The organism is Streptomyces sp. NPDC028419 (assembly GCF_055565515.1).
The window spans coordinates 17,220-38,889 of record NZ_JBVHUE010000024.1 but is presented as its reverse complement, the minus strand read 5'-3'; the positions used below and the strand labels follow the sequence as shown (position 1 = coordinate 38,889).

General features: G+C 76.0%; 15 protein-coding genes. 6 read left to right on the top strand and 9 right to left on the bottom strand.

Going from position 1 to position 21,670, the window contains the following annotated elements; genetic code table 11:
* Positions 1-10: 10 nt before the first annotated feature.
* Genes ACZ4UB_RS26085 through ACZ4UB_RS26060 form a run of 6 tightly spaced genes read right to left on the bottom strand, consistent with a single transcriptional unit; the run spans position 11 to position 9,324 of the window.
* Entirely contained in the window at positions 11-700 is a 690-nt protein-coding gene (locus ACZ4UB_RS26085) for a formyltransferase family protein (protein WP_468073628.1), read from the bottom strand.
* Entirely contained in the window at positions 697-4,296 is a 3,600-nt protein-coding gene (locus tag ACZ4UB_RS26080; protein ID WP_468073626.1) for an amino acid adenylation domain-containing protein, read from the bottom strand. Before ACZ4UB_RS26080 ends, ACZ4UB_RS26085 begins: the two co-directional genes overlap by 4 nt.
* Positions 4,293-5,351 (bottom strand): NAD-dependent epimerase/dehydratase family protein, encoded by a 1,059-nt coding sequence (locus ACZ4UB_RS26075; protein WP_468073624.1) that lies wholly within the window; start codon positions 5,349-5,351, stop codon positions 4,293-4,295. The genes ACZ4UB_RS26080 and ACZ4UB_RS26075 overlap by 4 nt, the downstream gene beginning before the upstream one ends.
* On the bottom strand, positions 5,348-7,375 hold the full coding sequence (locus ACZ4UB_RS26070; RefSeq protein WP_468073622.1) for a fatty acid CoA ligase family protein: 2,028 nt from the start codon (positions 7,373-7,375) through the stop codon (positions 5,348-5,350). Before ACZ4UB_RS26070 ends, ACZ4UB_RS26075 begins: the two co-directional genes overlap by 4 nt.
* Positions 7,376-7,380: 5 nt before the next feature.
* Positions 7,381-8,259 (bottom strand): hypothetical protein, encoded by an 879-nt coding sequence (locus ACZ4UB_RS26065; protein WP_468073620.1) that lies wholly within the window; start codon positions 8,257-8,259, stop codon positions 7,381-7,383.
* 3 nt (positions 8,260-8,262) lie between these two features.
* Positions 8,263-9,324: a 3-oxoacyl-ACP synthase III family protein gene (locus ACZ4UB_RS26060; RefSeq protein WP_468073618.1), complete on the bottom strand. Its 1,062-nt coding sequence runs from the start codon at positions 9,322-9,324 to the stop codon at positions 8,263-8,265.
* A 386-nt stretch (positions 9,325-9,710) separates the two neighbouring features.
* On the opposite strand from ACZ4UB_RS26060, the gene ACZ4UB_RS26055 reads away from it, so the two are divergent.
* From ACZ4UB_RS26055 to ACZ4UB_RS26040, 4 genes are all read left to right on the top strand, one after another.
* Positions 9,711-11,123, top strand: a complete 1,413-nt coding sequence (locus tag ACZ4UB_RS26055) for a non-ribosomal peptide synthetase (RefSeq protein WP_468073616.1) — start codon at positions 9,711-9,713, stop codon at positions 11,121-11,123.
* A 170-nt stretch (positions 11,124-11,293) separates the two neighbouring features.
* A complete protein-coding gene (locus ACZ4UB_RS26050; protein WP_468073614.1) occupies positions 11,294-14,554 on the top strand; it encodes a non-ribosomal peptide synthetase in 3,261 nt (1,086 codons plus the stop codon).
* Between the two features lie 92 nt (positions 14,555-14,646).
* A complete protein-coding gene (locus ACZ4UB_RS26045; protein ID WP_468073612.1) occupies positions 14,647-15,846 on the top strand; it encodes an acyl-CoA dehydrogenase family protein in 1,200 nt (399 codons plus the stop codon).
* A 59-nt stretch (positions 15,847-15,905) separates the two neighbouring features.
* The gene (locus tag ACZ4UB_RS26040) at positions 15,906-17,726 is read left to right on the top strand and encodes a non-ribosomal peptide synthetase (RefSeq protein ID WP_468073610.1); all 1,821 of its coding nucleotides are present in this window, start codon (positions 15,906-15,908) and stop codon (positions 17,724-17,726) included.
* A gap of 25 nt (positions 17,727-17,751) precedes the next feature.
* Here ACZ4UB_RS26040 and ACZ4UB_RS26035 read toward each other — a convergent pair whose 3' ends face one another.
* The 3 genes from ACZ4UB_RS26035 to ACZ4UB_RS26025 form a co-directional block, all read right to left on the bottom strand.
* A complete protein-coding gene (locus ACZ4UB_RS26035) occupies positions 17,752-18,372 on the bottom strand; it encodes a TetR/AcrR family transcriptional regulator (RefSeq protein WP_468073608.1) in 621 nt (206 codons plus the stop codon).
* A 146-nt stretch (positions 18,373-18,518) separates the two neighbouring features.
* Positions 18,519-19,373, bottom strand: coding sequence for an NmrA family NAD(P)-binding protein (locus ACZ4UB_RS26030; protein WP_468073606.1), 855 nt, complete (start codon positions 19,371-19,373; stop codon positions 18,519-18,521).
* Complete coding sequence (locus tag ACZ4UB_RS26025) at positions 19,370-19,816, bottom strand: nuclear transport factor 2 family protein (protein ID WP_468073604.1); 447 nt, start codon at positions 19,814-19,816, stop codon at positions 19,370-19,372. Before ACZ4UB_RS26025 ends, ACZ4UB_RS26030 begins: the two co-directional genes overlap by 4 nt.
* 181 nt (positions 19,817-19,997) lie before the next feature.
* Between ACZ4UB_RS26025 and ACZ4UB_RS26020 the strand changes: the two genes are divergently transcribed.
* Positions 19,998-20,837, top strand: a complete 840-nt coding sequence (locus ACZ4UB_RS26020) for an alpha/beta fold hydrolase (protein WP_468073602.1) — start codon at positions 19,998-20,000, stop codon at positions 20,835-20,837.
* On the top strand, positions 20,830-21,405 hold the full coding sequence (locus ACZ4UB_RS26015; RefSeq protein ID WP_468073600.1) for a TetR/AcrR family transcriptional regulator: 576 nt from the start codon (positions 20,830-20,832) through the stop codon (positions 21,403-21,405). The genes ACZ4UB_RS26020 and ACZ4UB_RS26015 overlap by 8 nt, the downstream gene beginning before the upstream one ends.
* The last annotated feature ends 265 nt before the right edge of the window (positions 21,406-21,670 follow it).

Below are 21,670 nucleotides of genomic sequence, written 5' to 3'. Positions count from 1 at the left end.
GCCCCGGCGGTCAGCCGTGGCGCGCGGCCACGGCCGCCACCTCCCGGGCGACTTCGGGGGCGTGGGCGGCGAAGGGGCCCAGGTCGGTGGCGCGGGGGTAGGCCGGGTGGCCCTGGAAGTCCGCGAGCCGGTCCAGGGCGCGCACGCCGTAGTAGGCGGAGGGCCCCGATGGGCGGTGGGCGGGGGGCGGGGCCGGGGTGCCCGTGGCCACGTGCGGGAGGTGCTCCTCGAAGAGCTGTTGGCAGGCACGGATGCCGCTCAGCATGGCCTGGTGGTGGCGGGTGTCGGGGGTGAGCGGGAAGCGGCGCTCGGCGAGCACCGGCCCGGTGTCGATGCCCGCGTCGACCTCGTGGAGCGTGGCGCCGTACTCCGTGTCGCCGTGCAGCAGGGCGAAGAGCAGTGCTACGGAGGGCAGTCCGCGGTGCTGCGGCAGCAGGCCGTTGTGGACGTTGAGGATGCGCAGGCCACGCGAGAGCAGCGGGGCGCGGAAGATCCGCCGGTTGTTGAGCGACCAGACGATGCCGTCGGTGCAGGCGGCCTCGAGGGTGTCGGCGTGCGCGTTGATGTCCGGCGCGTCCAGGTGCCGGGCCCCGGCCGCGTCGAGGGGGTCCGTACAGCACACCAGGTCGACGGGATGGCCTCGATCGGCGGCGTGCCGCACGGCCCGACGCAGCAGGGCTCCGTCTCCGATGAAGATCATGCGGGCACCTCTTCCCGGGCGGTCTCGATGTGGGCGCATACCTGATCGAGGGTCACTTCGCGGACCAGGGACTCCAGTCGGCTCATGAAGTGGTCGGCCTGGGCCCGGTTCAGCAGGTCCGAGGAGACCGCCGTGAGCATCTCGATCAGGGAGAGGGAATCGCCGCCGAGGTCCTGGAACTCCGCACCGGGCGCCAGCGCGGCCCCGGCGTCCGTCCCGAGCACCGCCGCCCAATGGCCCGCGACCCGCACCCGGAGGTCGTCGGGCCCGGGTGCCGTGGCCGTGGCCCGGGCGTGGTCCGCTTCCGCGTCCGGCGCGGTGTCGGGCCCGGGGGCCGGGGACTGGCCGGCGAAGGGGTCGGGGAGGGCGTCGAGGTCGGCCTTGCCGGTGACCGCGCTCGGGATCTCCTCCACCAGGACGAGGTGGGTCGGGACCAGGTGGGCGGGCAGCCTGCTCGTCAGGTCGGTGCGCAGGAGCGCCGCGAGCCCGGGGACGTCGGAGCCGGGGGCGCGGGGGACGACGTACGCGCACAGCACCGGCGCGGCGGCGGGCGTACGGCGGCGGGCGGTGACCACGGCCCGCCGCACGGCCGGGTGGGACTCCAACGCGGCGACGGTTTCGGCGGGTTCGACCCGGTGCCCGGCGATCTTGAGCTGTCCGTCCGCCCGTCCGGCGAAGGCGACGGCGCCTCCCGGGAGCCGCCGCCCCAGGTCGCCCGTGCGGTAGCCGCGGGTGCCGTCGGGGAGGGTGATGAAGGGGGAGCCGGGGTCGTCGGGCGCGGCGCCGAGGTAACCGCGGGCGACCTGGAGGCCACTGACGACGATCTCGCCGGTGTCCCCCGACGCGCTGGTGACGGAGGTGCCGTCCGCCGCGACGAGGTCGACGCGGGCGTACGGGCCCGGCGTGCCGAGCGGGACGTCCGTGGCGCCCTCGGCGAGGTCGTCGTCGCCCACGACGTGGGCGAGGCAGCCGACGGTGGCCTCGGTGGGCCCGTAGCCGTTGATGATCCGGCAGTCCGGGCCGAAGGCGGCCCGTGCCGCGCGCGCGGCGGCCGGGGTGAGCGTCTCGCCGCCGAGCAGCAGGGTGCGTACGCCCGGGCCCGACGTGAGCAGCGGCAGGTGGGACGGGGTCAGGGCGAGGGTGTCGGCCCGGTGTTCGGTGACCAGGCGGCGCAGCGCGGCGCGCGAGGGGGCGCCGGGTGCGAGGACGGCCGTACCGCCCGCGAGGAGGGGCAGGAACAGCGGGAAGCAGGAGATGTCGAAGGCGTAGGAGGAGAGGAAGCCGAAGCGGGTGGTGTCGGTGACCCGGCAGAGGTCCGTCATCCAGCGGACGAAGCCGACGAGGCTGCCGTGCTCGATCTGTACGCCCTTGGGCCGGCCGGTGGAGCCGGAGGTGTGCATGACGTAGGCGAGGTCCCCGGCGGCGGGGCCGGGTCCGGGCGGCGGTGTGCCGTCGGGCAGGTCGGGCACCTCCTCGGCCGCGAGGACGGGGCAGGGGGCGAACCGGTCGAGCCGGTCCAGGAAGTGACGTTGGGTCAGGCACAGCCGCGCGCCGGAGTCCCGCAGGACCTCCTCGATCCGCGCGTCGGGGTGGGCCGGATCCAGGGGCAGATAGGCGGCGCCCGCCTTGAGGATCCCCCACAGGGCGGCGACCCCGGCCGGGGAACGGTCGACGACCAGGGCGACCCGGTCCTCCCGGCCGATGCCGCGGGCGTGCAGTGCGGCGGCGACGGCGTCGGAACGGCGGTCGAGGGCGGCGTAGCCGACCGGGCCCTCGGGCCCGTCGAGGGCGGGGGCGTGGGGCGTACGGGCGGCCCGCGCCCGGAAGAGGTCCACGACGGTGGGCCCGGAGCCGGGGGCCGGGTCGAGGGTCCGGGAATCGGCGCTCCGGGAGTCGGCGGCCGAGGTGGCCTTCGGGGACACGGAGGGGGACGCGGACGGGGACACGGACCGCGGGAGGTCGACCTCCGGGGTGGCGGGCCGGGCGAAGGCGGCGGGGGTCGCGGCCGGGCCGGTCAGCCGGGCCAGGGTGGCGTCGAGGAGGAAGGCCGCGCGCTCGGCGAGACCGGGGCCGCCGCGCACGCCCATCGTCACCTCGGTGCGGGCCGTGCCCGTCGACCCCGTACCGGTCTCGGCGGCGACCAGGGAGACGGGCACCAGGGGCGCGTGGACGGGCAGGGCGTGGACGGCGGTGGCGGTGAAGCCGCCGCCCCGGTAGTCGTGCAGGTCCAGGCGGCCGAGGTGGGAGACGACGGCGGTGGCCAGGTGCCGGTCGGTGCGCGTCGCGACGGCCTGGGCGGCCCGCAGCAACAGGGCGGTGACGGCCTGCGGGAGCCGGGCCGCGGCGCTTTCGAAACCGGTGGCGCACTCCCGCCCCTCGGCCAGCGCCGTCAGCAGCTCCGTGTGCGCGACGGTCCACTCGGTACCCGGGCGCAGGTCCAGGAAGAGGGGCAGCGTGAGGTTGCCGGTGGCGGCCAGGTCGGGGTCGTAGCGGCGCAGGTCGGCCGGGACCATGACCCGCGCGGACCGCCCGGTGGCGTCGGCGAGGGCCTGCGCGAGGCGGGCGGTGAGGGCGGGGTGGTGTCCGGGCAGGGTCCGGCGCAACCAGAGGGTGCGCTGGGGGCCCCGGCCGCCGCGGCCCAGCGGCGAGGGGCGGTCCGGTGCCTGGGTCGGGCGCCGGTCCCGGCAGCCGAGGCGGCGCAGCAGGCCCTGGTCGGTCTCGGGGTCCGCCGCCGGGCGGGCGGCGTCGCCGCGCAGGCCGCGGAAGACCTCCCGTACCCAGAGCAGGGCGCCGTGACCGTCCATCAGCGCGTGCGAGGCGCTGAAGACGAGGGTGCAGCGGGCCGGGTCCAGGCCGGGGACGACGAGGACCTCGCAGCCGGGCGGATCGGTCGGGTCCGTGTGCCCGGTGAGCACCGCGGCGTCGAGCACGCCGTCGTACGGGTCCGCGGGCGCGGCGACCCGCAGGCGCGGCGGCGGCCCCTCGGCCCGCCACAGCCCGTCGGCGGCGACCAGGCCCGACCCCGGGCAGGACCCGGCGGCCCGGGCCAGCGCGGCCCGTAGGTCATCGGGGTCGGGCAGCCCCTCCCCCTCGACGACGATCCGCAGGGCCATGTCGCCCCGCGGATCCCCCGCGGCGAGGTACAGCCGCTCGGTAGCGGAAACGGGCCGCCGGTACCAGTGGCCCCGCGGCGCGGTGGCCGGGGTCGCCGGGGTGGCCGCGGCGGGCACGGTACGACCGCCCCGCCCGGCCCCGGTGTCCGACTCGGCCGGTTCCGCCGACGGCCCGGCCACGGGCTCGGCCGGCGGCCCGTCCAGGGTTGCGACCAAGGGCCCGGTCGTCCCTGCGGCCTCGGCATCCGCCGACGCCCCCGCCCCGGGGGCGGTCGACGACCCCGCCCGCTCGGCCGACTGCCCGGGTACGGGCCCGGCCGGCGTGTCGCCCGCGGGGTCCGTCACCGGGCCAGCCGCTCGCCCGGCCACCGGACCGGGGGCGGGCCGGGCCACGGCGCCGGACACGCGCTCGGCGGGGGACCCGGTCCCGGGGGCCGGATCGGTCGCGGGGCCGGTCGACGGGTCGGTCATCGGTTCGGTCATCGGGGGGTGTCTCCTCGTCGGGGGCGGTTCCAGGAGCGGGGGCCGCCCAGGGAGTGGACCCAGGGCAGGAGGTCGCGCAGGCCCTCGGGCTGGCTGCGGGGGGCTTCGTAGCCGAGGTCGCGGCGGGCGGCGGAGGTGTCGTAGGTGGTGGACCGGGTGAGGAGGGCCAGGGCGTAGCGGCTCAGCGGCGGGGCGGTGCGGCCCGGGCCGGGGCGCAGCCGCCACAGGGTTTCGACGGTGGCGGCCAGTGCGCGCCCCGCCGCGAGCGGGACGCGGGGCGTCGGCGGCGCGCAGCCGAGCTCGGCGCCGACCCGGGTCAGGAAGGCCCACAGGTCGGTCACCTCGCGGTCCGCGACGAAGTACGCCTTGCCACCCACGCGTTCGGCGGGGGCCGTCGCGGCCCGCAGGCAGGCGTCGACCGCGTTGTCGCTGTGGCACAGGGAGACCAGGACGCGCTTGCCGCCCGAGAGGTCGGGCAGCCGCCCCGCGTGCATCGCGCCGATCAGGGTCGGCAGGAAGCCCGCGCGGTCCCGGGTGCCCCAGATGCCGCGCGGGCGCAACGCGCAGGTGGTGAACTCCGGTGTGTGGGCGGCGAGTACGTCCTGCTCGGCGCGGGCCTTGGTGGCGCTGTAGGGGTGCAGGAACCGGGTGGGGTAGGGCGCGCTCTCGTCGAGGCCGAGCCGGTCGCCCTCGCGGACGCGCATCAGCGCGCTGGGGCTGGAGACGAAGACGAAGCGGTGGGCGCCCGCGGCCCGCGCCGCCGTGAGCAGCCGCCGGGTCCCGGCGACGTTCGCCTCGTGGAACTGCGCGGGGGTGCCGTGGTCGACGACCCGCGCGGCGCTGTGCAGGACGACGTCCTGGCCCCCGGCGGCCGCGCGCAGCGAGCACGGGTCGCCGAGGTCGCCGATGGCGAGTTCGAGTCCGGGCAGGGAGCGCAGCCGCTCGGTGTCGGCTCCGGGTCGCACCAGGGCCCGTACGGTGTGCCCCTCGCGCAGGCAGGCGTCGGCGAGGTGGCCGCCGAGGAAGCCGGTGGCTCCGGTGATCAGGATCCTCACAGGGACCGCCACCAGGTGGCGCCGTAGAGCATCGTGAGCCCGGCGGTGGCCGCGGGACCGTACCCGGCGGCCCGGCCGCGGGGCAGGGCCAGGGGGATCTGGACGGCGTGCCCGGCGGTGCTGAGCACGGCGTCGGTCCACCACAGCCAGCGCAGCAGGGGCACGTCGGGGGCGCCCGCGGTGGCCGCCCAGACGGCGCCGCCCAGCAGGTACGCCCAGCCGGCGAGCGGGACGAGCCGCGCGGCCCGCTCGCGGGACCACGGCGGCGCGGGCGGCGCCAACCGCCGCTCGGCCCAGCGGGCCAGCTCCTCGCGGCCGATCTTGGCGTTGTGCCGGACGTCCACGGGGAAGGCCGGGTGGCGCAGGAACGCCTCGATCGGCTCGGTCGGCGCGTGGGCGGCGGCCAGGGTGCGCAGCTCGGCGGTCAGCTCCTGCCAGGCGGCGGGGTCGAGCGGCCGCGCGGTCTCCACGCAGATGACGGGGCGGCGGGCCCCGGTCCCCGCGCCCGGGCCCACCCCGACCAGCGCACTGCGGCGCACCAGCGGGTGGGCGTTGAAGATCCCCTCGCAGCGCACGGTGTGCAGGTCCTGGCCGTCGGTGCGGACCCGCTGCGCCTTGCGCCCGCAGAACCAGAGGTGGCCGTCGGCGTCGAGGTGGCCGAGGTCACCGGTGCGGTGCCAGACGACGGGCGCCCCGACGCCGTCGGCCGGGTCCTCGTACGTCTTGTGCAGGGCGTCGGCGCGGGGGTCGCCGTGGTAGCGCGGGCTGACGGACTCCCCCGCGACGAGTATCTCGCCGACGCGCCCCGCGGGCAGCGGGGGCGTGCCGGGCAGCAGCCGGGGCAACGGGCCGTCGGTGACGGGGACTATGCGCACCCGGGTGCCGGGGACGGGCCGGCCGACGCAGGTGCCGGCGCCCTCGGCGGTCCGGGCCGCCCGCTCGCCCAGGACGTCCTCGGACTCGATCGAGGTGATCGGCAGCACCTCGGTGGCCCCGTAGGTGACGTGGATACGGGCCTTCTCGTCCAGGACCGCGCGCAGCCGGGCGACCACCGCGTCGGGCACGGGCGCGCCGCCGGAGACCACGCAGCGCAGGTCGGGCAGGGGGTGCTCGCCCTCGTGGGCGGTGAGGTGGTCCGCGAGGTTGCGCAGCAGGGCGGGCGAGGCGAAGACCGTGGTGACGGCGAAGCGTTCCAGCGCGTCGACGAGCAGCTCGGGGTCCGCCTGGGCGACCTTGGCCGGGGCCAGCGGGGCGAGGACGAGGGTGGAGCCGTAGACGAGGTCGAGCAGCCCGTAGAAGGGGAGGGTGACGAGCGAGGTGTCGTCGCGGCTCCGGTCGTGGGCGGCCTCGATCTGGCGGGCGATCGAGAGGGCCATGCGATGGGTGTACTCGACCCCCTTGGCGGGCCCGGTGCTCCCGGTGGTGAACCCGATCATCAGCAGGTCGTCGCCGCCGACGGGGGCGGGGGCGGTGCGCGGTCCGGTCAGGGTGCGCAGCCGGGCGAGGGCGTGCGCGCCGAAGGCGCCCGTGCGGGCGCCGAGCAGGCCGCGGCCCAGCGTGACGGGGATCCGTACGGCGGCGAAGGTGCGGCGGCCGAGCACGCGCACGAGGTGGGCGAGCGGCGGTCCGATGAACGCTTCGGCGCCGACGGCCCGGTAGCAGTGGAGCATCCGGCGCAGGCCCATGCCGGGGTCGACGACGACGGGGACGGCGCCGAGGCGGAAGAGCGCGAAGGCGAGGGCGAAGAGGTCGGGGCCGGGCGGTGCCATCAGGACCGTCTTGGTGCCGCGGGTGATCCCGGCCCGGGCCAGGCCGTGGGCGAGGTCCTCCACCGAGCGCTGTAACTGCCCGTAGGAGACGGTCCGGTAGCGGGGGCGGCCGTCGCCGTCGCGGGCGCCCGGCTCGGGGTGGATGACGGCGGCCCGGTCGGGGAAGGCCGCGGCGTTGCGGGCGAGGTGGTCGGCGAGGCCCTCGGGAGCGAGGTCCACCCGCGGACCGGCGCCCGTGATCGCGTCCGCGCGCACGCGCTTCACCAGCCCTCGGGGGTGTAGCTCGCGCAGACCACGACGGGGCCCGCGCCGACGCTGACGAAGAGCAACCGGTCGCAGTCGCGGGGCCGTCCGGCCTCCAGCGCGCGCAGGTAGCCGAGCACGGGGGCGGCGGTGTGCGGCTCGGTCCCCGGCTCCGGCTCGGGCTCCGCCCCGGGCGGTCCGATGACGAGGGTGCGGGAGAGGTCGAGGTCGAACTCCCGCGCGTAGTCGGCGACCGCGGTGGCGGCGAGGGCGCTGCGGCGGGCGCCGTGGCCGGGTTCGCGCCGGACGGTGATCAGGGAACGTCCGCCGCTGCCCATGCGGGTGGTGTCGAGGTAGCCCTCGCTGCCGACCGGGCCCTCGGGCGCGTAGTGGCGTACGGGACCGAACCCGCTGTCGGGGTCGGCGCCGCGCTCCAGCAGCCAGGCGCCCGCCAGGTCGGCGTAGGGGTAGGCGGGGTCGCGGCGCGCGTCGCCGCCGGGGTGCACGTCGGCCGCGGTGATCAGGAGGCGTTCGGTGCTGCCCGTGTCGAGGAGCGCCTGGCCGACCTGTACGGCGCCCAGCACCCCGCAGACCCCGTTCATCAGGTCGAAGGAGAAGGCCGGGGCGGGGTCGGCGAGGTAGTCCAGGCTGATGCCCGCCTCCTTCTGGACCATGGCGGCGAGGGCCGGCTCGAAGGTGTTCGACTCGCGGTAGACGCCGACGTTGACGAGGACGCCGACGGAGGAGGGGGAGAGCCCCGCGCGGCTGATGCAGTCGCGTGCGGCGCGCCCCGCGAGAACGACGGTGCTGGTACCGGAAGTGCTCCCGGCCGTGTTGCCGGCCGTGTCCCCGGTGTCGGGGCGTGCGGTGGCCGCGGTGGTGATGACCATGCCCATGGCTCAGACCCCCATGTTCGTGATCGTGGCGGACAGGGCGCCGGTCACCACGCCGGAGGCGGCGGGGACCAGCAGGAAGGTGGAGCCGGTGCGGGCGGTGCCCGCCCGCAGGTGTTCGCGCAGGGCGAGGAAGTGCGAGGTGGTCGCGGTGTTGCCGAACCGCTCCACGACCGCGAGGGAGGTGGGCATCGGGACGCCGAACTCGCGCTCCCCGGTGGCGTTCACGTAGTCGATGAAGCGGGTGCCGACCTGGTGTTGGACGACGTAGTCGAAGTCCTCCGCCGCGAAGTCACGGCCCGCCTTGGCCAACAGGTCCTGGTGGAAGCGCGGCCACAGGGCGAGGCGGTCCTTGTCGTGCATCTTCTTGTTGTCCGTGTAGAGGGCGATACCCTCGGTCCGGTCGCTGGGCATGCCCATGCACAGGTGCGAGTACTCCGAGCAGGTGAGCATCTCGACGTAGTGGATCCGGTCGGCTTCGTCGGTGGCCCGGTCCAGGATCACGGCGGCGCCCGAGTCGCCGACGGAGAGCGAGGCGAACTGCGGGTCGTAGGAGTCGCTCAGCTCGCGGGCGGCGGTGTCGGCGACGCGGGTCGCCTGCTCGCCGCTGACCACCAGACCGGTGCGGACGGCTCCGGACCGGATCATCCGGTCGAGCACGTAGACGCCGGTCATCATGCCCGCGCAGGCATTGGAGACGTCGAAGTGGATCGCGGTCCGCGCCCCCAACTCCCGGGCGAGCGAGCCGGCGAAGGACGGTTCGAAGGCGAAGCGGCCGCCGTCCTTGAAGCGGGTGATGGACGCCGATATGACGACGTCCAGGTCGGCGGCCTCGTAGCGGGAGACGGCCAGGGCGTCGCGGGCGGCCGACAGGGCCATCCCGAAGGAGTCCTCGCCCGAGGCGGGACGGGGGTCCGCGACCCGGCGTTCCACGACTCCGGTGATCCGCTGGACGTCCACGCCGTGGAGGCTCTCGGTCCGTCCGATCAGGTCCCGGGTGGTCAGCGTGCCCGCCGGTATGTGGGCCCCGAGGGCCTCCAACCGGCTGCTGCGCTCAGTCGTACTCACGTGGTCTCCAGTGCTGGACGAGCGTGCGCGTCGCCGCGGGGCAGCGTCAACTGCCGCGACGGCCGCGCGGAAAGGGTGGGGTGGGGGGTGCTCACCGGTGACGGAAAGCGAAGTTACCGTAACGTACGGACTTCTGGATCTTGCGCCGGAGCGACCCAAAAACGGGCCAGAGCAGTGAATACCGGCCAATCGCCGCATAGTTGGCATTACGCCAAAGGTCAGGCCTTTGGGCCTGTTTGGCGCCCCGGGCCCACCGGGGCCCCGGTCGTCCCTTTCCGGCCGACCGGAACCGGACGCGCCCGAACGCGCCGCCGATCGCCGAAAACCTGTCCGGAATCGCCTGGTCCGCCTTGACCATTCCATGGCGCGAGCGAATGGTCGGTCACATGTTCACGACCCGTTCACAGGTGTGGACCATCACCACCCAGTACCTCGACCGCTACCGATCCCGCGCGTCCGGCGCCGCCGCCGACGCCGACCGTCCCCTCCCCGTGACCGGCGCCCAGCGCCGCTTCCTGCTCGCCCGCCACCTCTCCCCGCACGGCCGGGCCGACCTCGTCCCGCTCTTCTTCCGCTTCCCCCGCGGCTCCCTCGACCCGCGCCGCCTCGACGCGGCCGCCGCGTACGTCGCCGCAGGTCATCCCGTACTGCGGACCCGGCCCGCGGTCCTGGGCGGCGTACCGGTCCTGCTGCCGGTCGGCCCGGAGGAGCCGGGGGCGTACGTCGCCCAGCTCGGCGGACCGGACCACGCACCCGGCGGCCACGGCGCGGGCGGTGGAGCCAGTGGTGGCCGTGCCGGTGACCTGCTGCGGGCGGCGCTCGCCGGGTGGGGCGAGGGGCCGCCGCTGCGGCTGCTGCTGACCCCCGCCGACGGGCCGGAGGGCGGGGCGGACCACGAGGTACTGGCCCTCGTCATGGACCACGCGGTCTGCGACGAGCGGTCCATCGGCCGGATCATCGCGGACCTCTCCGAGGGCTACGCCCACGGCCTCGGACCGGACGACCTGCCCCCCGCCCGGGCGGAGGAGGCGCTCCGTGCCTACCGCGACGCCGTGCACGCCCAGTTGGCGGTGGAGGAGGCGGCCTCCGGGCCCGCCGCCCTGGCCCATTGGGCAGGGCGGTTGTCCGGCCTCGCCGCGGCGGGCGGCCGGAGCGGTTCGCCCGGGGCGGGTGACGGGGGCAGCGACGTCCTGTCCGCGCGACTGCCCGAGCGCTCGGGCGGGGGCGAGCACGGCCCGGGCCCCGGCGCGGCCCTGCGCTTCCCCGCCCTGCTCGCCGCCTGCGACCGCGCCGCGCGGGTCCTGTACGGGCGCGGCCCGCGGGGGCCCGCACCCCTGCTCGGCTACGCGTGGGGCGGCCGCCCGGCCGGCGCCGAGGACATGGTCGGCGCCTTCCTCAACACCCTCCCGTTCCTGGCGGGCGCGGGCGCGGGCACGGACGCGGGCACGGACGCGGACGCCTTCTTCGAGCTGTGGTGCGCCGACCTCGAACACGCCGACACGCCCTTCGACGAGATCGTGCGCGCGGCCCGCCACGCCGGCCTGCCGTGGCCCGGCGGCCGCTTCGAGGGCCTGCTCACCTTCGAGGACCGCGACCTACGACCCGCGCTGCGCCTCGGCGGGGTGACCGGCGTCGAGATCCACGTCGACGGGCGGCCGCTCCAGGCCCCGCTGACCGTCGCCCTCGCGCACGGCGCGGACGCCCGGGTCCGCATGGCATGGGAGCGCGCCGCCTTCCCGGACGGGGCGCCCGAGGCGGCGTTCACCGCGCTGCTCGCCGCGCTGCCGCCGGGCGCCTGAGGCTCCGCCCTCCCCCCTCTCCCCTCTCCCCCACCGCCGTACCCCGGACTTCCGACCCACCGGAGGTCCCCTCCGGCGCGCCGCCGCATGCGCGTCCGTCCGTCCGCCATCCGTCCGTCAGCCAGCCATCCGTCCATCCATCCCTCCCGGTAGAGGAACGCGAACCGACCATGTTCGAGCTGTCCCCGTCCCAGGAAATCGTCTGGCTGCACGAGCAGATGCTGCCCGGCAGCCACGCCTACAACTTCACCGCCACCATCGACCTGTGGGGCCCCCTCGACGAGGAAGCCCTGGTCGACGCCCTGGCCGAGACCTTCGCCCGCCACCGCGGCCTGCGCCTCGAACTGGTGCAGGGCGACCCCGGCGACCTGCCGCGCCAGCGCGTGAACGAGCACGCCGGGCCCCGGGTGGACCGCGCCGACGTCAGCGGGCGCACCGACCCCGAGGGCGCCTTCGCCGAGCTGCTGCGCGCCGAGGCCGATCGGCCCTTCGACCTGACCGAGGCCCCGCTGATGCGCTGGCTCCTGGTGCGCCTCGGCGCCCGCCACCACCGCATCGTCCACGTGGAGCACCACCTGATCCACGACGGCCACTCCTTCACGACCCTGCTGCACGACGTGTTCACCGGCTACCGCACCCGGCTGCTGCCGGGCCCCCGGCCCGACGCCGAGCCGACGCCTCCGGCGACGCGCTCGTACGAGGAGCACCTCGACCGGATCACCGGCCGAGGCGCCGGCGAACGGCGGTCCGCCGGGCTGGAGTTCTGGCGCGAGCAGCTGGCGGGAGCCGCCTTCGACCTGCCGCTGCCGGGGCTGGCGCGGCCGGGCGTACGGCGCCGGCACGCGGGGGCCCAGCTGCGCCAGGCGGTCGGGGCGGACCTCGCCGACCTGCTGCGCGCGCGCAGCAGGGCCGAGGGGCACACCGCCTTCACCACCCTGATGGCGCTCTTCGCCGAGCTGCTGCGGCGGCACAGCGGCCGCGCCGACCTCGTCGTGGGCACCGCCGTCGGCAACCGCCCGGAGGGCCACGAGAAGACGATCGGGATGTTCGTCAACACCATCCCGGTCCGGCTGCGGCCCGATCCGGGCGCCCCGGCGCGCGAGCTCGTCGACGAGGTGACCGACACCCTGATGCGCTGCCTGCCCCACCAGCAGCTGCCCGTACAGGAGTTGACCCGCGACCTCGGGCTGCACACGGACGGGGTGGACAATCCGCTCTTCAGCGTGATGTTCAGCGCCCATGACGCCCCGCTCCCGCGGATCGACCTGCCGGAGCTGGAGATCACCCTCTTCGAGGGGTTCAACACCGGCACCACCCGGTTCGACCTGGACGTGGTGCTGTTGCCCGACGACCGCCGCACGCTCGGCGGCAGCGGCGGTCAGCGGCCCGGCGCCGCCGGGATGACCCTGGTGTGGGACTACGACCGGGACCTCTTCGCCGAGGACACCGTCGCCCTCCTCGCCGAGCGGTTCCTCGCCCTGCTGCGCGCCTACCTCGCCGAACCCGGTGCGGCCTTGGCGGCCCTCTCCCCCAGCGCACCGGATGAGCCCGCCGGGGAGCCGGCCACCGCCCCCACTGCTCCCGCTCCCGCCGCAGACCTGCCCGACCTGCCCGACCTGTCCGACCTGCTGGCCGGGCACCCGCGCGGTGCGACCGCGCTCGTCGCGGGCGCCCGGTCGCTGACCTACGCCGCCCTGGACCACGAGGTCGCGGCGCTGGCCGAGCGGCTGCGGGCGGCCGGTGTCACCGCGGGGATGCCGGTGGCGGCCGTACTGCCGCGCGGGGTGGACTCGGTGGTCACCCTGCTGGCCTGCCTGCGGACGGGCGCGGTGTACTGCCCGCTGTCCCCGGCCGATCCGGCCGCCCGGCTGGAGGCGCTGCTGGGCCGGCTGCGGCCCGCGCTGGTGCTGGCCACCCGCGAGAGCGCGGCGGGGCTCCCGGCCCGGGGGATCCCGCTGGCGCTGCTCGACGACCCGCGCGGCGCCGGCCCGGCCCCGGACTTCCCGGACGCACGGGCGGCGACGCCGATCGAGGGGGCGGCGTACGTCATCCACACCTCGGGCTCGACCGGGCTGCCCAAGCCGGTCGTGGTGGGCCGCGCGGCCCTCGCGCACCACGCGGCGGCGGTCGCCCGGCGGTTCGCGTTGACGGCCGACGACCGGGTGCTGCTCTTCGCCCAGCCCTCGTTCGACGTGGCGCTGGAAGAGGTGCTGCCCGCCCTGCTGGCCGGGGCCTGCCTGGTGGTGCCGCACCGGAAGGTCCCGACGGGGGCCGAGCTGGGCGCCGTACTGGCCGCGCGCCGGATCACCGTCGCCAACCTGCCGACCAGTTACCTGCTGGCCGTGCGGGAGGAGCTGTGCGCGGTGCTCGCGGACGGCCTGTGGACGCCCCGGCTGCTCGTGGTCGGCGGTGAGCGGCTGCCCGCCGCCTCGCTCGCGCCGCTGTTCGCGGCCGCCGGCGGCGCGGGCACGCCTTCCGTCACCGTCCTCAACGCCTACGGGGTGACCGAGGCGGCGATCACGTCCACCGTTCAAGAGGTCACGGCGGAGGACCTCGCGGAGGGTGGGGAGGTCGCGCTCGGGACGCCGCTGCCGGGCGTCACCGTGCACGTCCTGGACGGTCCGGGTCGCTGCCCGCTGCCGCCGGGTGCGGTCGGTGAACTCGCCATCGGCGGTGCGGGCCTGGCGGACGGCTATCTGGGCGACGACGGGACCACCGCGGAGCGCTTCGTCACCGTCGCCGCGCTCGGCGGCGCCCGCGTGTACCTGACGGGCGACCTCGGTCACCGCGACCGCGCCGGCCGGTTCCGTTTCCTCGGGCGCCGGGACCACCAGGTCAAACTGCGCGGCTACCGGATCGAGTTGGAGGAGGTCGAGGCCGCCGCCTCGGCCGAGCTGGCGGGGCGGCCGTGCGCGGTGGTCCTGGATCCCGGGCCGCCGGCCGGCCCCCGCCTGGTGGGGTTCGTACGCGCCGGCGCCGAGGCGGTGGACCAGGCCGGCCTGCACCGGGCGCTGGGCGCGCGGCTGCCCGCCGCGCTGGTGCCCGGCCAGTGGCTGGAGCTCGACGCGATCCCCGTACTGGCGGGCGGCAAGCCCGACAGGGTGCGGCTCGCCCGGCTGGCGGCCGAGGCCGGGCGGGCCCGCGCGAGCGAGGCGGCGCAGGACCGGGCCGGGCGGACGGCGGGGACGGACGATCCGGTGCTGGCGGTGCTCGGGGACGGCTGGCGGCACGTGCTGGGGCACGACCGCTTCACCCCGTCCTCCCACTTCTTCCAGGTCGGCGGGCACTCGCTGCTGGTCGCCCGGCTCTCCGCCTGGCTGGCGCCGAGGCTGGGCCACCGCCGCCCGCCGCTGCACGTCCTGCTGCGCCACCCGGTCCTGACCGATCAGGCCGAAGCACTCAGGAAGTTCGACGCGGAGGCACGACGATGACCACGGCACGAGCGACCGGGACCCGAAGCGGAACCCGAAGCGGAACCCGAAGCGGGACTCGAAGCGGGACTCGAACCGGCGCCGGCGGACCGGTGTCGCCGTCCTCCGTCCTGGAGGACGAGCACGGCGAACTGACCGACTCCTTCAGGTCGTTCATCGCCCGGGAGTTGGTCCCGCTGGCGGCCGAGCTGCCGGAGGACTGCGACCTGCCGCCCACCGAGCTGCGCGACTGGGTGCGGCGGCGGTCGGCGGCCCTCGGCTTCTACGCCGGGGACCATCCCGAGGAACTCGGCGGCTCGGACCTGCCGTTCTCGGCCGTCGTCCAGCTGCACCACGCGGCGGGCGCGAGCGGCTGCCGGCTGGCGCCGTACGCCCTGGCCGGTTCCGACGGGCCCAGCCCGCTGCTGCGGGCCGGCACCCCCGCGCAGATCGAGCGCTACCTCGCCCCCCTGGTCCGGGGGGAGGCGCTGCGGTGCCTGGCGCTGACCGAACCGGACGCCGGCTCGGACGCCTTCTCCCTCGCCACCAGGGCCCGGCGCACCGGGGACGGCGGCTGGACCCTGTCCGGGCGCAAGACCTTCGTGAGCCACGCCGACCGCGCCGACTTCGCCCTGGTCGTCGCGACCGTCCCCGCCGACGGGGAAGCCGACGGGGGAGACGCCGGGGAAGACGCCGGGGTCGGCGGACCCACCGCGTTCATCGTGCCCATGGACACCCCGGGGCTCCGGATCGGGCAGCGCTTCGCGGGCATGTCGGGCGAGCCGCTCTTCGAGCTGCTGCTGGACGGCGTACGGCTCGGCGCCGACGCGGTGGTCGGCGGTGAGCCGGGCATCGGCGCGGCCCTCGGCCAGGGGATGGACAGCCTCTCGCGCGGGCGCCTGGTGGTGGCCGCGCAGTGCAACGGCATCGCCGAGTACGCCCTGGAGCTGGGCGTCGCGCACGCCCGCGAACGCCGGGCCTTCGGCGCGCGCATCGGCTCCTACCAGCACGTCCAGGAACACCTGGTGACCAGCCGCGCGGAGGTGGAGGCGGCCAAGCTGCTCACGCTGGCCTGCGCCCGGCTGGTGGACGGGGGGACGGAGGCGCCGGAGCACGCGGCGCTCGCCAAGCTGACCAGCTCCGAGACCGCCGTCCGCGTGGTGGACCGCAGCCTGCGGGTGCACGGCGCGGGCGGCTGGGTGCGCGGCCATCCGTTGGAGTTCCTGTACCGACACGTCCGGATGATGACGATCATCGAGGGCACCTCGGAGATCCAGAAGGTCATCGTGGCCCGGGCGATGGGCCTGGCATGACGCACACCCACACCCACACCCACACGGAACCACCCCCGTCCCGTCACCGAGGAACCCGCATGTCCCCTGACCACCCCCTCCCCCCGGCCGGCATCGCGGCCCGGGTTGTCGCGCACGCCCTGGCCACCCCCGACGCCCTCGCGGTGCACGACGGCCGGCACGACCTCACCTACGCCCAACTCATCGGCTCCGCAGCCGAGTTGGCGAAGGCGCTGCGCTCCCGCGGGGTCGGCCCGGGCGCGGCCGTCGGGCTACTGGTGCCGCATTCGGTACAGGCGGTGGTGGCCCAGCTCGCCGTGTGGTGGGCCGGTGGTCACTACGTACCGCTCGATCCCGACCACCCCGACGAGCGCATCACCATGACGCTGCGGGAGACCGGCGCCGTCCTCACGGTCGGCGACGCCGGTCTGCTCGCCGACTCCCCCGTCGCCGCCGAGGACCGTCTGCCGCTGCCCCCGGACCCGGTCCTCCCGCGCGACCCGGGTGCGCTCGCCGCGGTGGTGGGGCCCGCGCCGTACGACCCCGACGCGACGGCCTACGTCCTGTACACCTCCGGCTCCACCGGGCGGCCCAAGGGGGTGGCCCTCACCCACCGGGGCGTCGAGTCGATGGCCACCGGGCTGCCCTGCGACCCGCTGGGCCCGGGCGACCGGATGTTGTTCCACTCCCCCATGGCCTTCGACGCCGCGGCCTTCGAGGTGTGGGCCCCGCTCGCACACGGTGCGACCGTCGTCGTGTGCGAGACCGGGCGGCCCGCCGTCGAGCACCTCGCGACCGAGGCGGCGCACCTGGGCGCCGACGTCGTCTTCCTCACCACCAGCCTCTTCCACCACCTGGCCGCGCGGGATTCGGCGTTGTTCGGGCTCGTACGGACGGTGGTGACCGGCGGCGAGGAGCTCTCCGGCGCCCACGCCCGCCGGGTCCTGCGCGTCCGGCCCGACCTGGAGCTGGTCAATGCGTACGGGCCCACCGAGGCCACCACCTTCGCCACGTCCCACCGGGTGCGCGACGCCGACTGCGCCGGCGCGCCACCCATCGGGCGCCCGCTGCCCGGGGCGGATGCGCACGTCCTGGACGGGCGCATGCGTCCGGTGCCGCGGGGCGCGACCGGCGAACTCTGGCTCAGCGGGGCCCGTTTGGCCGCGGGATACGTGGCCCAGCCCGCGCTGACCGCGGAGCGGTTCGTCGGGCCGACCCCGCGCGGCGCCCGGCTCTACCGCACCGGTGACCTGGTCTCGGTCCGCGCCGACGGCGCGCTCGTCTTCCACGGCCGCACCGACGAGCAGGTCAAGGTGCGCGGCCATCGGGTCGAGCCGGGCGAGGTGGAGCACGTCCTGTTGCGCCATCCCGGGGTCCGGGAGGCGGTCGTCGTCGTGCGCCGGTCGTCGGCGCAGGACGCCCGGTTGACCGCCTTCGTCGTCCCGGAGGCCGACGCGCGCTGCGACACCGTCGCCCTGCGCGATCACGCGTCCGCGCTGCTGCCCGCCCATCTGGTGCCCGGCACCTGGGTGTTGACCGACGGCTTCCCGCTCACCGGCAGCGGCAAGGCCGACCGCCGCGCGCTGGCACGGGACCCGCTCCCACCGGTCCGCACCGCCGGCGGCCGAACCGCCGCCGACGAGGCCGCGCCGCCGGCACCCCTCTCACCACTGCAACAGGTGGTGGCCGACGCCTGGTCCGTGGCGCTCGGCCTGCCCGTGGACCGGGCCGACGCGGACTTCTTCGCGCTGGGCGGCCATTCGCTCCTCGCCCTCACCGTGGTCGAGGACCTGCGCCGCGACCTGGGTGCGGAGACCGCGCTCGCCGCGTTCTACGCCGACCCCACCGTGGCGGGGCACGGCGCCCTTCTCGAAGCCGCCCTTCGGGAGGGCCTGCGGTGATCGGGTGGAGGCGTGGCGCCGCGGGTCAGGCTCCGGCGGGCGTGCGGCGCCCGGGTGGGCCCGAGGTGGCGCCGAGGACGCTGTCGACGTGGGCCGCGAGTGCGGCCCGCAGGTCGTCGGGGGTCGTCCGCTGGCGGTCGATCAGGTGGGCGACGAGGTCGGCGCGGACGGCGGCGAGCAGCGCGTGGGCAGTGAAGTCCGGGTGGTGGACGCCGGGCACTTCGGCCAGCTCCGTGCGCAGGGTGTCGTACCACCAGCCGTAGTGGTCGGCCTGGTAGGGGCTGCTGAGTCCGGCGTCCTCCGCGGCCGACATCAGGTTCCGGTTGTCGATCTTGAAGCTCAGCAGGGCGTCGAGGAGCTCCCGCACGCGCCGGTGCGCCGAGGATCCGTCCGCCTCCTGGGCTTCCCGTACGGCCTGCCGCAGGGGTTCGAGGCGGGACGCGATGACGGCACCGATCAGGCCGGCACGGTCGCCGAAGCGGCGGAAGAGGGTGCCCTTGCCCACGCCCGCGGCCGCGGCGATGTCGTCCATGGACACGCTGTGGGGGCTGGTGCTGGTGGCGAAGAGGGCGTCGGCGGCGGCGAGGACGGCCTCGCGGTTGCGCAGGGCGTCCGCGCGCTCGGGGCGCTCCGGGCGCTGGGTCATGGGTCCTCCGTGGTCTTCGGCCCGTCCGCGGTGTGGCGTCCGACCGGCCGGAGCGTGTCGTCGAGCCAGTCGACGATACGCGCTGTGGCGGGGCGGATCACGCCGAGGAGCGCGCGGTGCGGGCGGGGTCGGGTCGTCCGGGAACATCAACCGTTGCCCAGGACTTCCCGTTCGACGAACGCGCGCAGCGTGCCCGCGGGCCGGCCGGTGAGGCGCGCGACGGCGTCGGTGGTCCGGTCCTCCGCGCCGCCGGCGATGGCACGGTCCATGCCGGCCAGCATGGTGGCGAACTCCAGCGGGATCTCGGCCGCCCACCGGTCGCGCAGCTCCTCGAAGGTCAGGTGCCGGTGCTCCACGGGCGTCCCGGTGACCTCCGTGATGATCGCGGCGACATCGTCGTAGCTCAGCGTCTCGGGTCCGGTCAGGATCAGGTCGGTGTCGGGGGCCCGTTCGTCGGTCAGGGCGCGCACGGCGACGGCGGCGATGTCCTCGGCGTCGACGAACCCGACGCGGCCGGCCCCCGAGGCGGTCCGGATGGCGCCCTCCTCGCGGATGCTGCGCGCGTGGGGGGTGTGGCCGGCGAAGTTCTGCATGAACCAGGACGGCCGCAGCACCGCCCACTGCGGGAACAGGCCGGGCAGCTCCGCGTGGACCTGCCCGACCGCGGGGCCGCCCGCCGGGATCGCGGAGGAACCGAGCAGTACCGCGCGGCGCACGCCGCTCGCGCGGGCCTGCCGCAGGAAGGGCAGCATGACCGCGGCCGGGTCCGAGGAGCCGATGGGCGGGACGAGGTAGACGCGATCGACGCCGGCCAGGGCCGCGTCCCAGGTCGCGGGCTCGTTCCACTCGAAGCGGACGGCCTGCGCGCCGTCGACCGGGGTGGCCTTGCGGCTGGCGGCCCTGACGCGGTGGCCCTCGGCGGCCAGTCGGCCGGTGACGCGGCTGCCCGTGGTGCCGGTGGCCCCGATGACCAGGGTGGCGTCGAGGTGGGTGGTGGTCATCGGTTCGCTCCCACGAAGTCGGCGCCGGACTGCTGGACGGCCAGGGGGTTCCAGTAGTCGCGGTAGGAAGTGATGAGCCCGCCTTGGACCGTGACCACGGCGATGTAGGTCATGTCGAAGGGGCTGTCGCTCTCCACCAGGCGCCCGACCCCGCGCATCTCCACCACGATCGTCCCCGGCGCGGTGGTCTCGTGGACCGTCACCTCGGGGAAGTCGTGCAGGTCGACGTGGTCGGGGTAGTGGCGCATGTACGCGGCGACCTCGGCCTTGCCCTCCAGTCGTACGGGCCAGCCCTGCGGCGCGAAGGGGAACTCCATGACGCCGTCCTCGTCCCACAGGTCCACCCAGCCCGCGATGTCCTTCTCCAGCAGCAGCCGCAGACCGTGGCCGTAGAGCTCCGCGGCCGTCATCGGCACCGGCGTCGTCCTTGTCGTCGTCGTCATGATCGAGCTGTCCGTCCTGTTCGAGGCGAAACGGACCAGCGGTCCGCATGGGGTCGACCATACGGACCGCCAGTCCGTTTCGCAAACCCCTCGACCTCCCCCACCCCTTGACCTCTCCGGCTAACACCATTAGCTTAATGGCAACGGACATTAGCGCGGGGCGACGGAAGAGGGCAGGGCGATGACCGAATTCCTGAAGGTCGACGGCGGGCGGTTGGCGTACGACGTCACGGGCGAGGGCCCGCTGGTCGTCCTGGCCCACGGGATGGGCGACCACCGCGGGGCCTACGACGCGCTGACCGAGCGCCTGGTGGCCGCCGGCCACCGGGTCGCCAGCACCGACCTGCGCGGACACGGCGCGTCGGACGCCGGCTGGGCCTCGTACACACGGACCGACACGGCCGGCGACCTGCTCGCGCTCGTCCGGCACCTGGGCGGCGGCCCCGCCGTCCTCGTGGGCCACTCCTTCGCCGGCGGCTCCGCCACCATCGCGGCGGCCCAGGAGCCCGACCTGGTCAGCGCGATCGTCGAGATCAGCCCCTTCACCCGCGCGCAGAAGCCCGACCTCGGCGCGCTGGTGAGCCGGGCCCGCTACCGCAAGGGCATGTTGTTGCTCATGGGTGCGGGGCTGCTGCGCAGCGTGGGGCTGTGGACGCGGTACCTGCGCCACGCGCACCCGGGGATGGGGGCCGCCGCGCTCGACCCGCGTCTCGCCTCCCTCGAAGCCGAGCTGCGCCGGCCCGGGCGGATGGCCGTGGTGGCCGCGATGGGGATGTCCGCGCCGACCGACGCGGGGGCCCGGCTGGCCGACGTCCGCTGCCCGGCGCTGATCGTCGAGGGCACCCTCGACCCCGACTGGGCCGACCCCCGGGCCGAGGGCGAGGGCATCGTGGCGGAACTGCCCGCCGGGGTGGGACGGCTCGCGATGATCGACGGGGCGGGCCACTACCCGCACGTCCAGTTCCCCGCCGAGACCGCCGCCGCGATCCTGGGCTTCCTGAAGGACGGCGCCCGTGGCTAGGGCCGCCCTGTCCACCGACGCGGTGGTCGACGTCGCGCTGAAGCTCGTCGACGAGGGTCCCGAGGGCGGGCCCGCCGCCTTGACCCTGTCGGCGGTGGCCGCCCGGGCCGGGGTCGCGACCCCCTCGCTCTACAAGCACGTGCGCGGCCTGGCCGAGCTGCGCGACCTGCTGTCGGCCCGGATCATGAACGAGATGGCGGACGAGGTCGGCGCGGCCGTCCTCGGCCGTTCCTCCGACGAGGCCGTCCGCGCGCTGATGGGGGCTTGGCGCGACTACGCCCGCCGCCACCCGCACCGCTACGCGGCGCTGCTCCAGCGCCCCGAGCCCCGGTCCGCCGAGGCGGGGGCGCGGCTCGTCGCCATCATGCTGGCCACGCTGCGCGCGTACGGCCTGGAGGACTCCGCGGCGATCCACGCGGCGCGTTGCCTGCGGGCGGTCGTCCACGGCTTCGCGGCGCTGGAGACCGGGGGCGCCTTCGAACTGCCGGAGAAGCTGGACGAGACGTACGACCTGCTGGTGCACATGGTCGTCGCGGGCCTGCACACCCCGCGCGCCGGGGCCGGCTGACCCCGCGATGCGCGTGCGCGGTGGCCGGCCCCGGCCCGGGACCGGACGCGGATCCGCGTCGGGTACCCGGTGGCGCGGGCCACCCGTCGGCCGGGCGAGCGCTCCCCACTGTCCCCTTTCGGAGCGGAGTACGCGCTGAAAGTATGCGGGGACCGGCGGATCCGCGTTGTTAGCGTCGCCTGGTGATCCTCTTCTCGTCCCCCATCGGCCCCCACCCGCTCCGGGCACCGCACCGCGTCGTCCCGGACGGGGCGTGCGTCCCTCC

What these genes read in the sequence shown, in the direction of transcription:
- ACZ4UB_RS26085 (WP_468073628.1), bottom strand. Translation starts at nt 700, where the DNA reads ATGATCTTCATCGGAGACGGAGCCCTGCTGCGTCGGGCCGTGCGGCAC.
- ACZ4UB_RS26080 (WP_468073626.1), bottom strand. Translation starts at nt 4,296, where the DNA reads ATGACCGAACCGATGACCGACCCGTCGACCGGCCCCGCGACCGATCCG.
- ACZ4UB_RS26065 (WP_468073620.1), bottom strand. Translation starts at nt 8,259, where the DNA reads ATGGGCATGGTCATCACCACCGCGGCCACCGCACGCCCCGACACCGGG.
- ACZ4UB_RS26055 (WP_468073616.1), top strand. Translation starts at nt 9,711, where the DNA reads ATGTTCACGACCCGTTCACAGGTGTGGACCATCACCACCCAGTACCTC.
- ACZ4UB_RS26050 (WP_468073614.1), top strand. Translation starts at nt 11,294, where the DNA reads ATGTTCGAGCTGTCCCCGTCCCAGGAAATCGTCTGGCTGCACGAGCAG.
- ACZ4UB_RS26040 (WP_468073610.1), top strand. Translation starts at nt 15,906, where the DNA reads ATGTCCCCTGACCACCCCCTCCCCCCGGCCGGCATCGCGGCCCGGGTT.
- ACZ4UB_RS26035 (WP_468073608.1), bottom strand. Translation starts at nt 18,372, where the DNA reads ATGACCCAGCGCCCGGAGCGCCCCGAGCGCGCGGACGCCCTGCGCAAC.
- ACZ4UB_RS26030 (WP_468073606.1), bottom strand. Translation starts at nt 19,373, where the DNA reads ATGACCACCACCCACCTCGACGCCACCCTGGTCATCGGGGCCACCGGC.
- ACZ4UB_RS26025 (WP_468073604.1), bottom strand. Translation starts at nt 19,816, where the DNA reads ATGACGACGACGACAAGGACGACGCCGGTGCCGATGACGGCCGCGGAG.
- ACZ4UB_RS26020 (WP_468073602.1), top strand. Translation starts at nt 19,998, where the DNA reads ATGACCGAATTCCTGAAGGTCGACGGCGGGCGGTTGGCGTACGACGTC.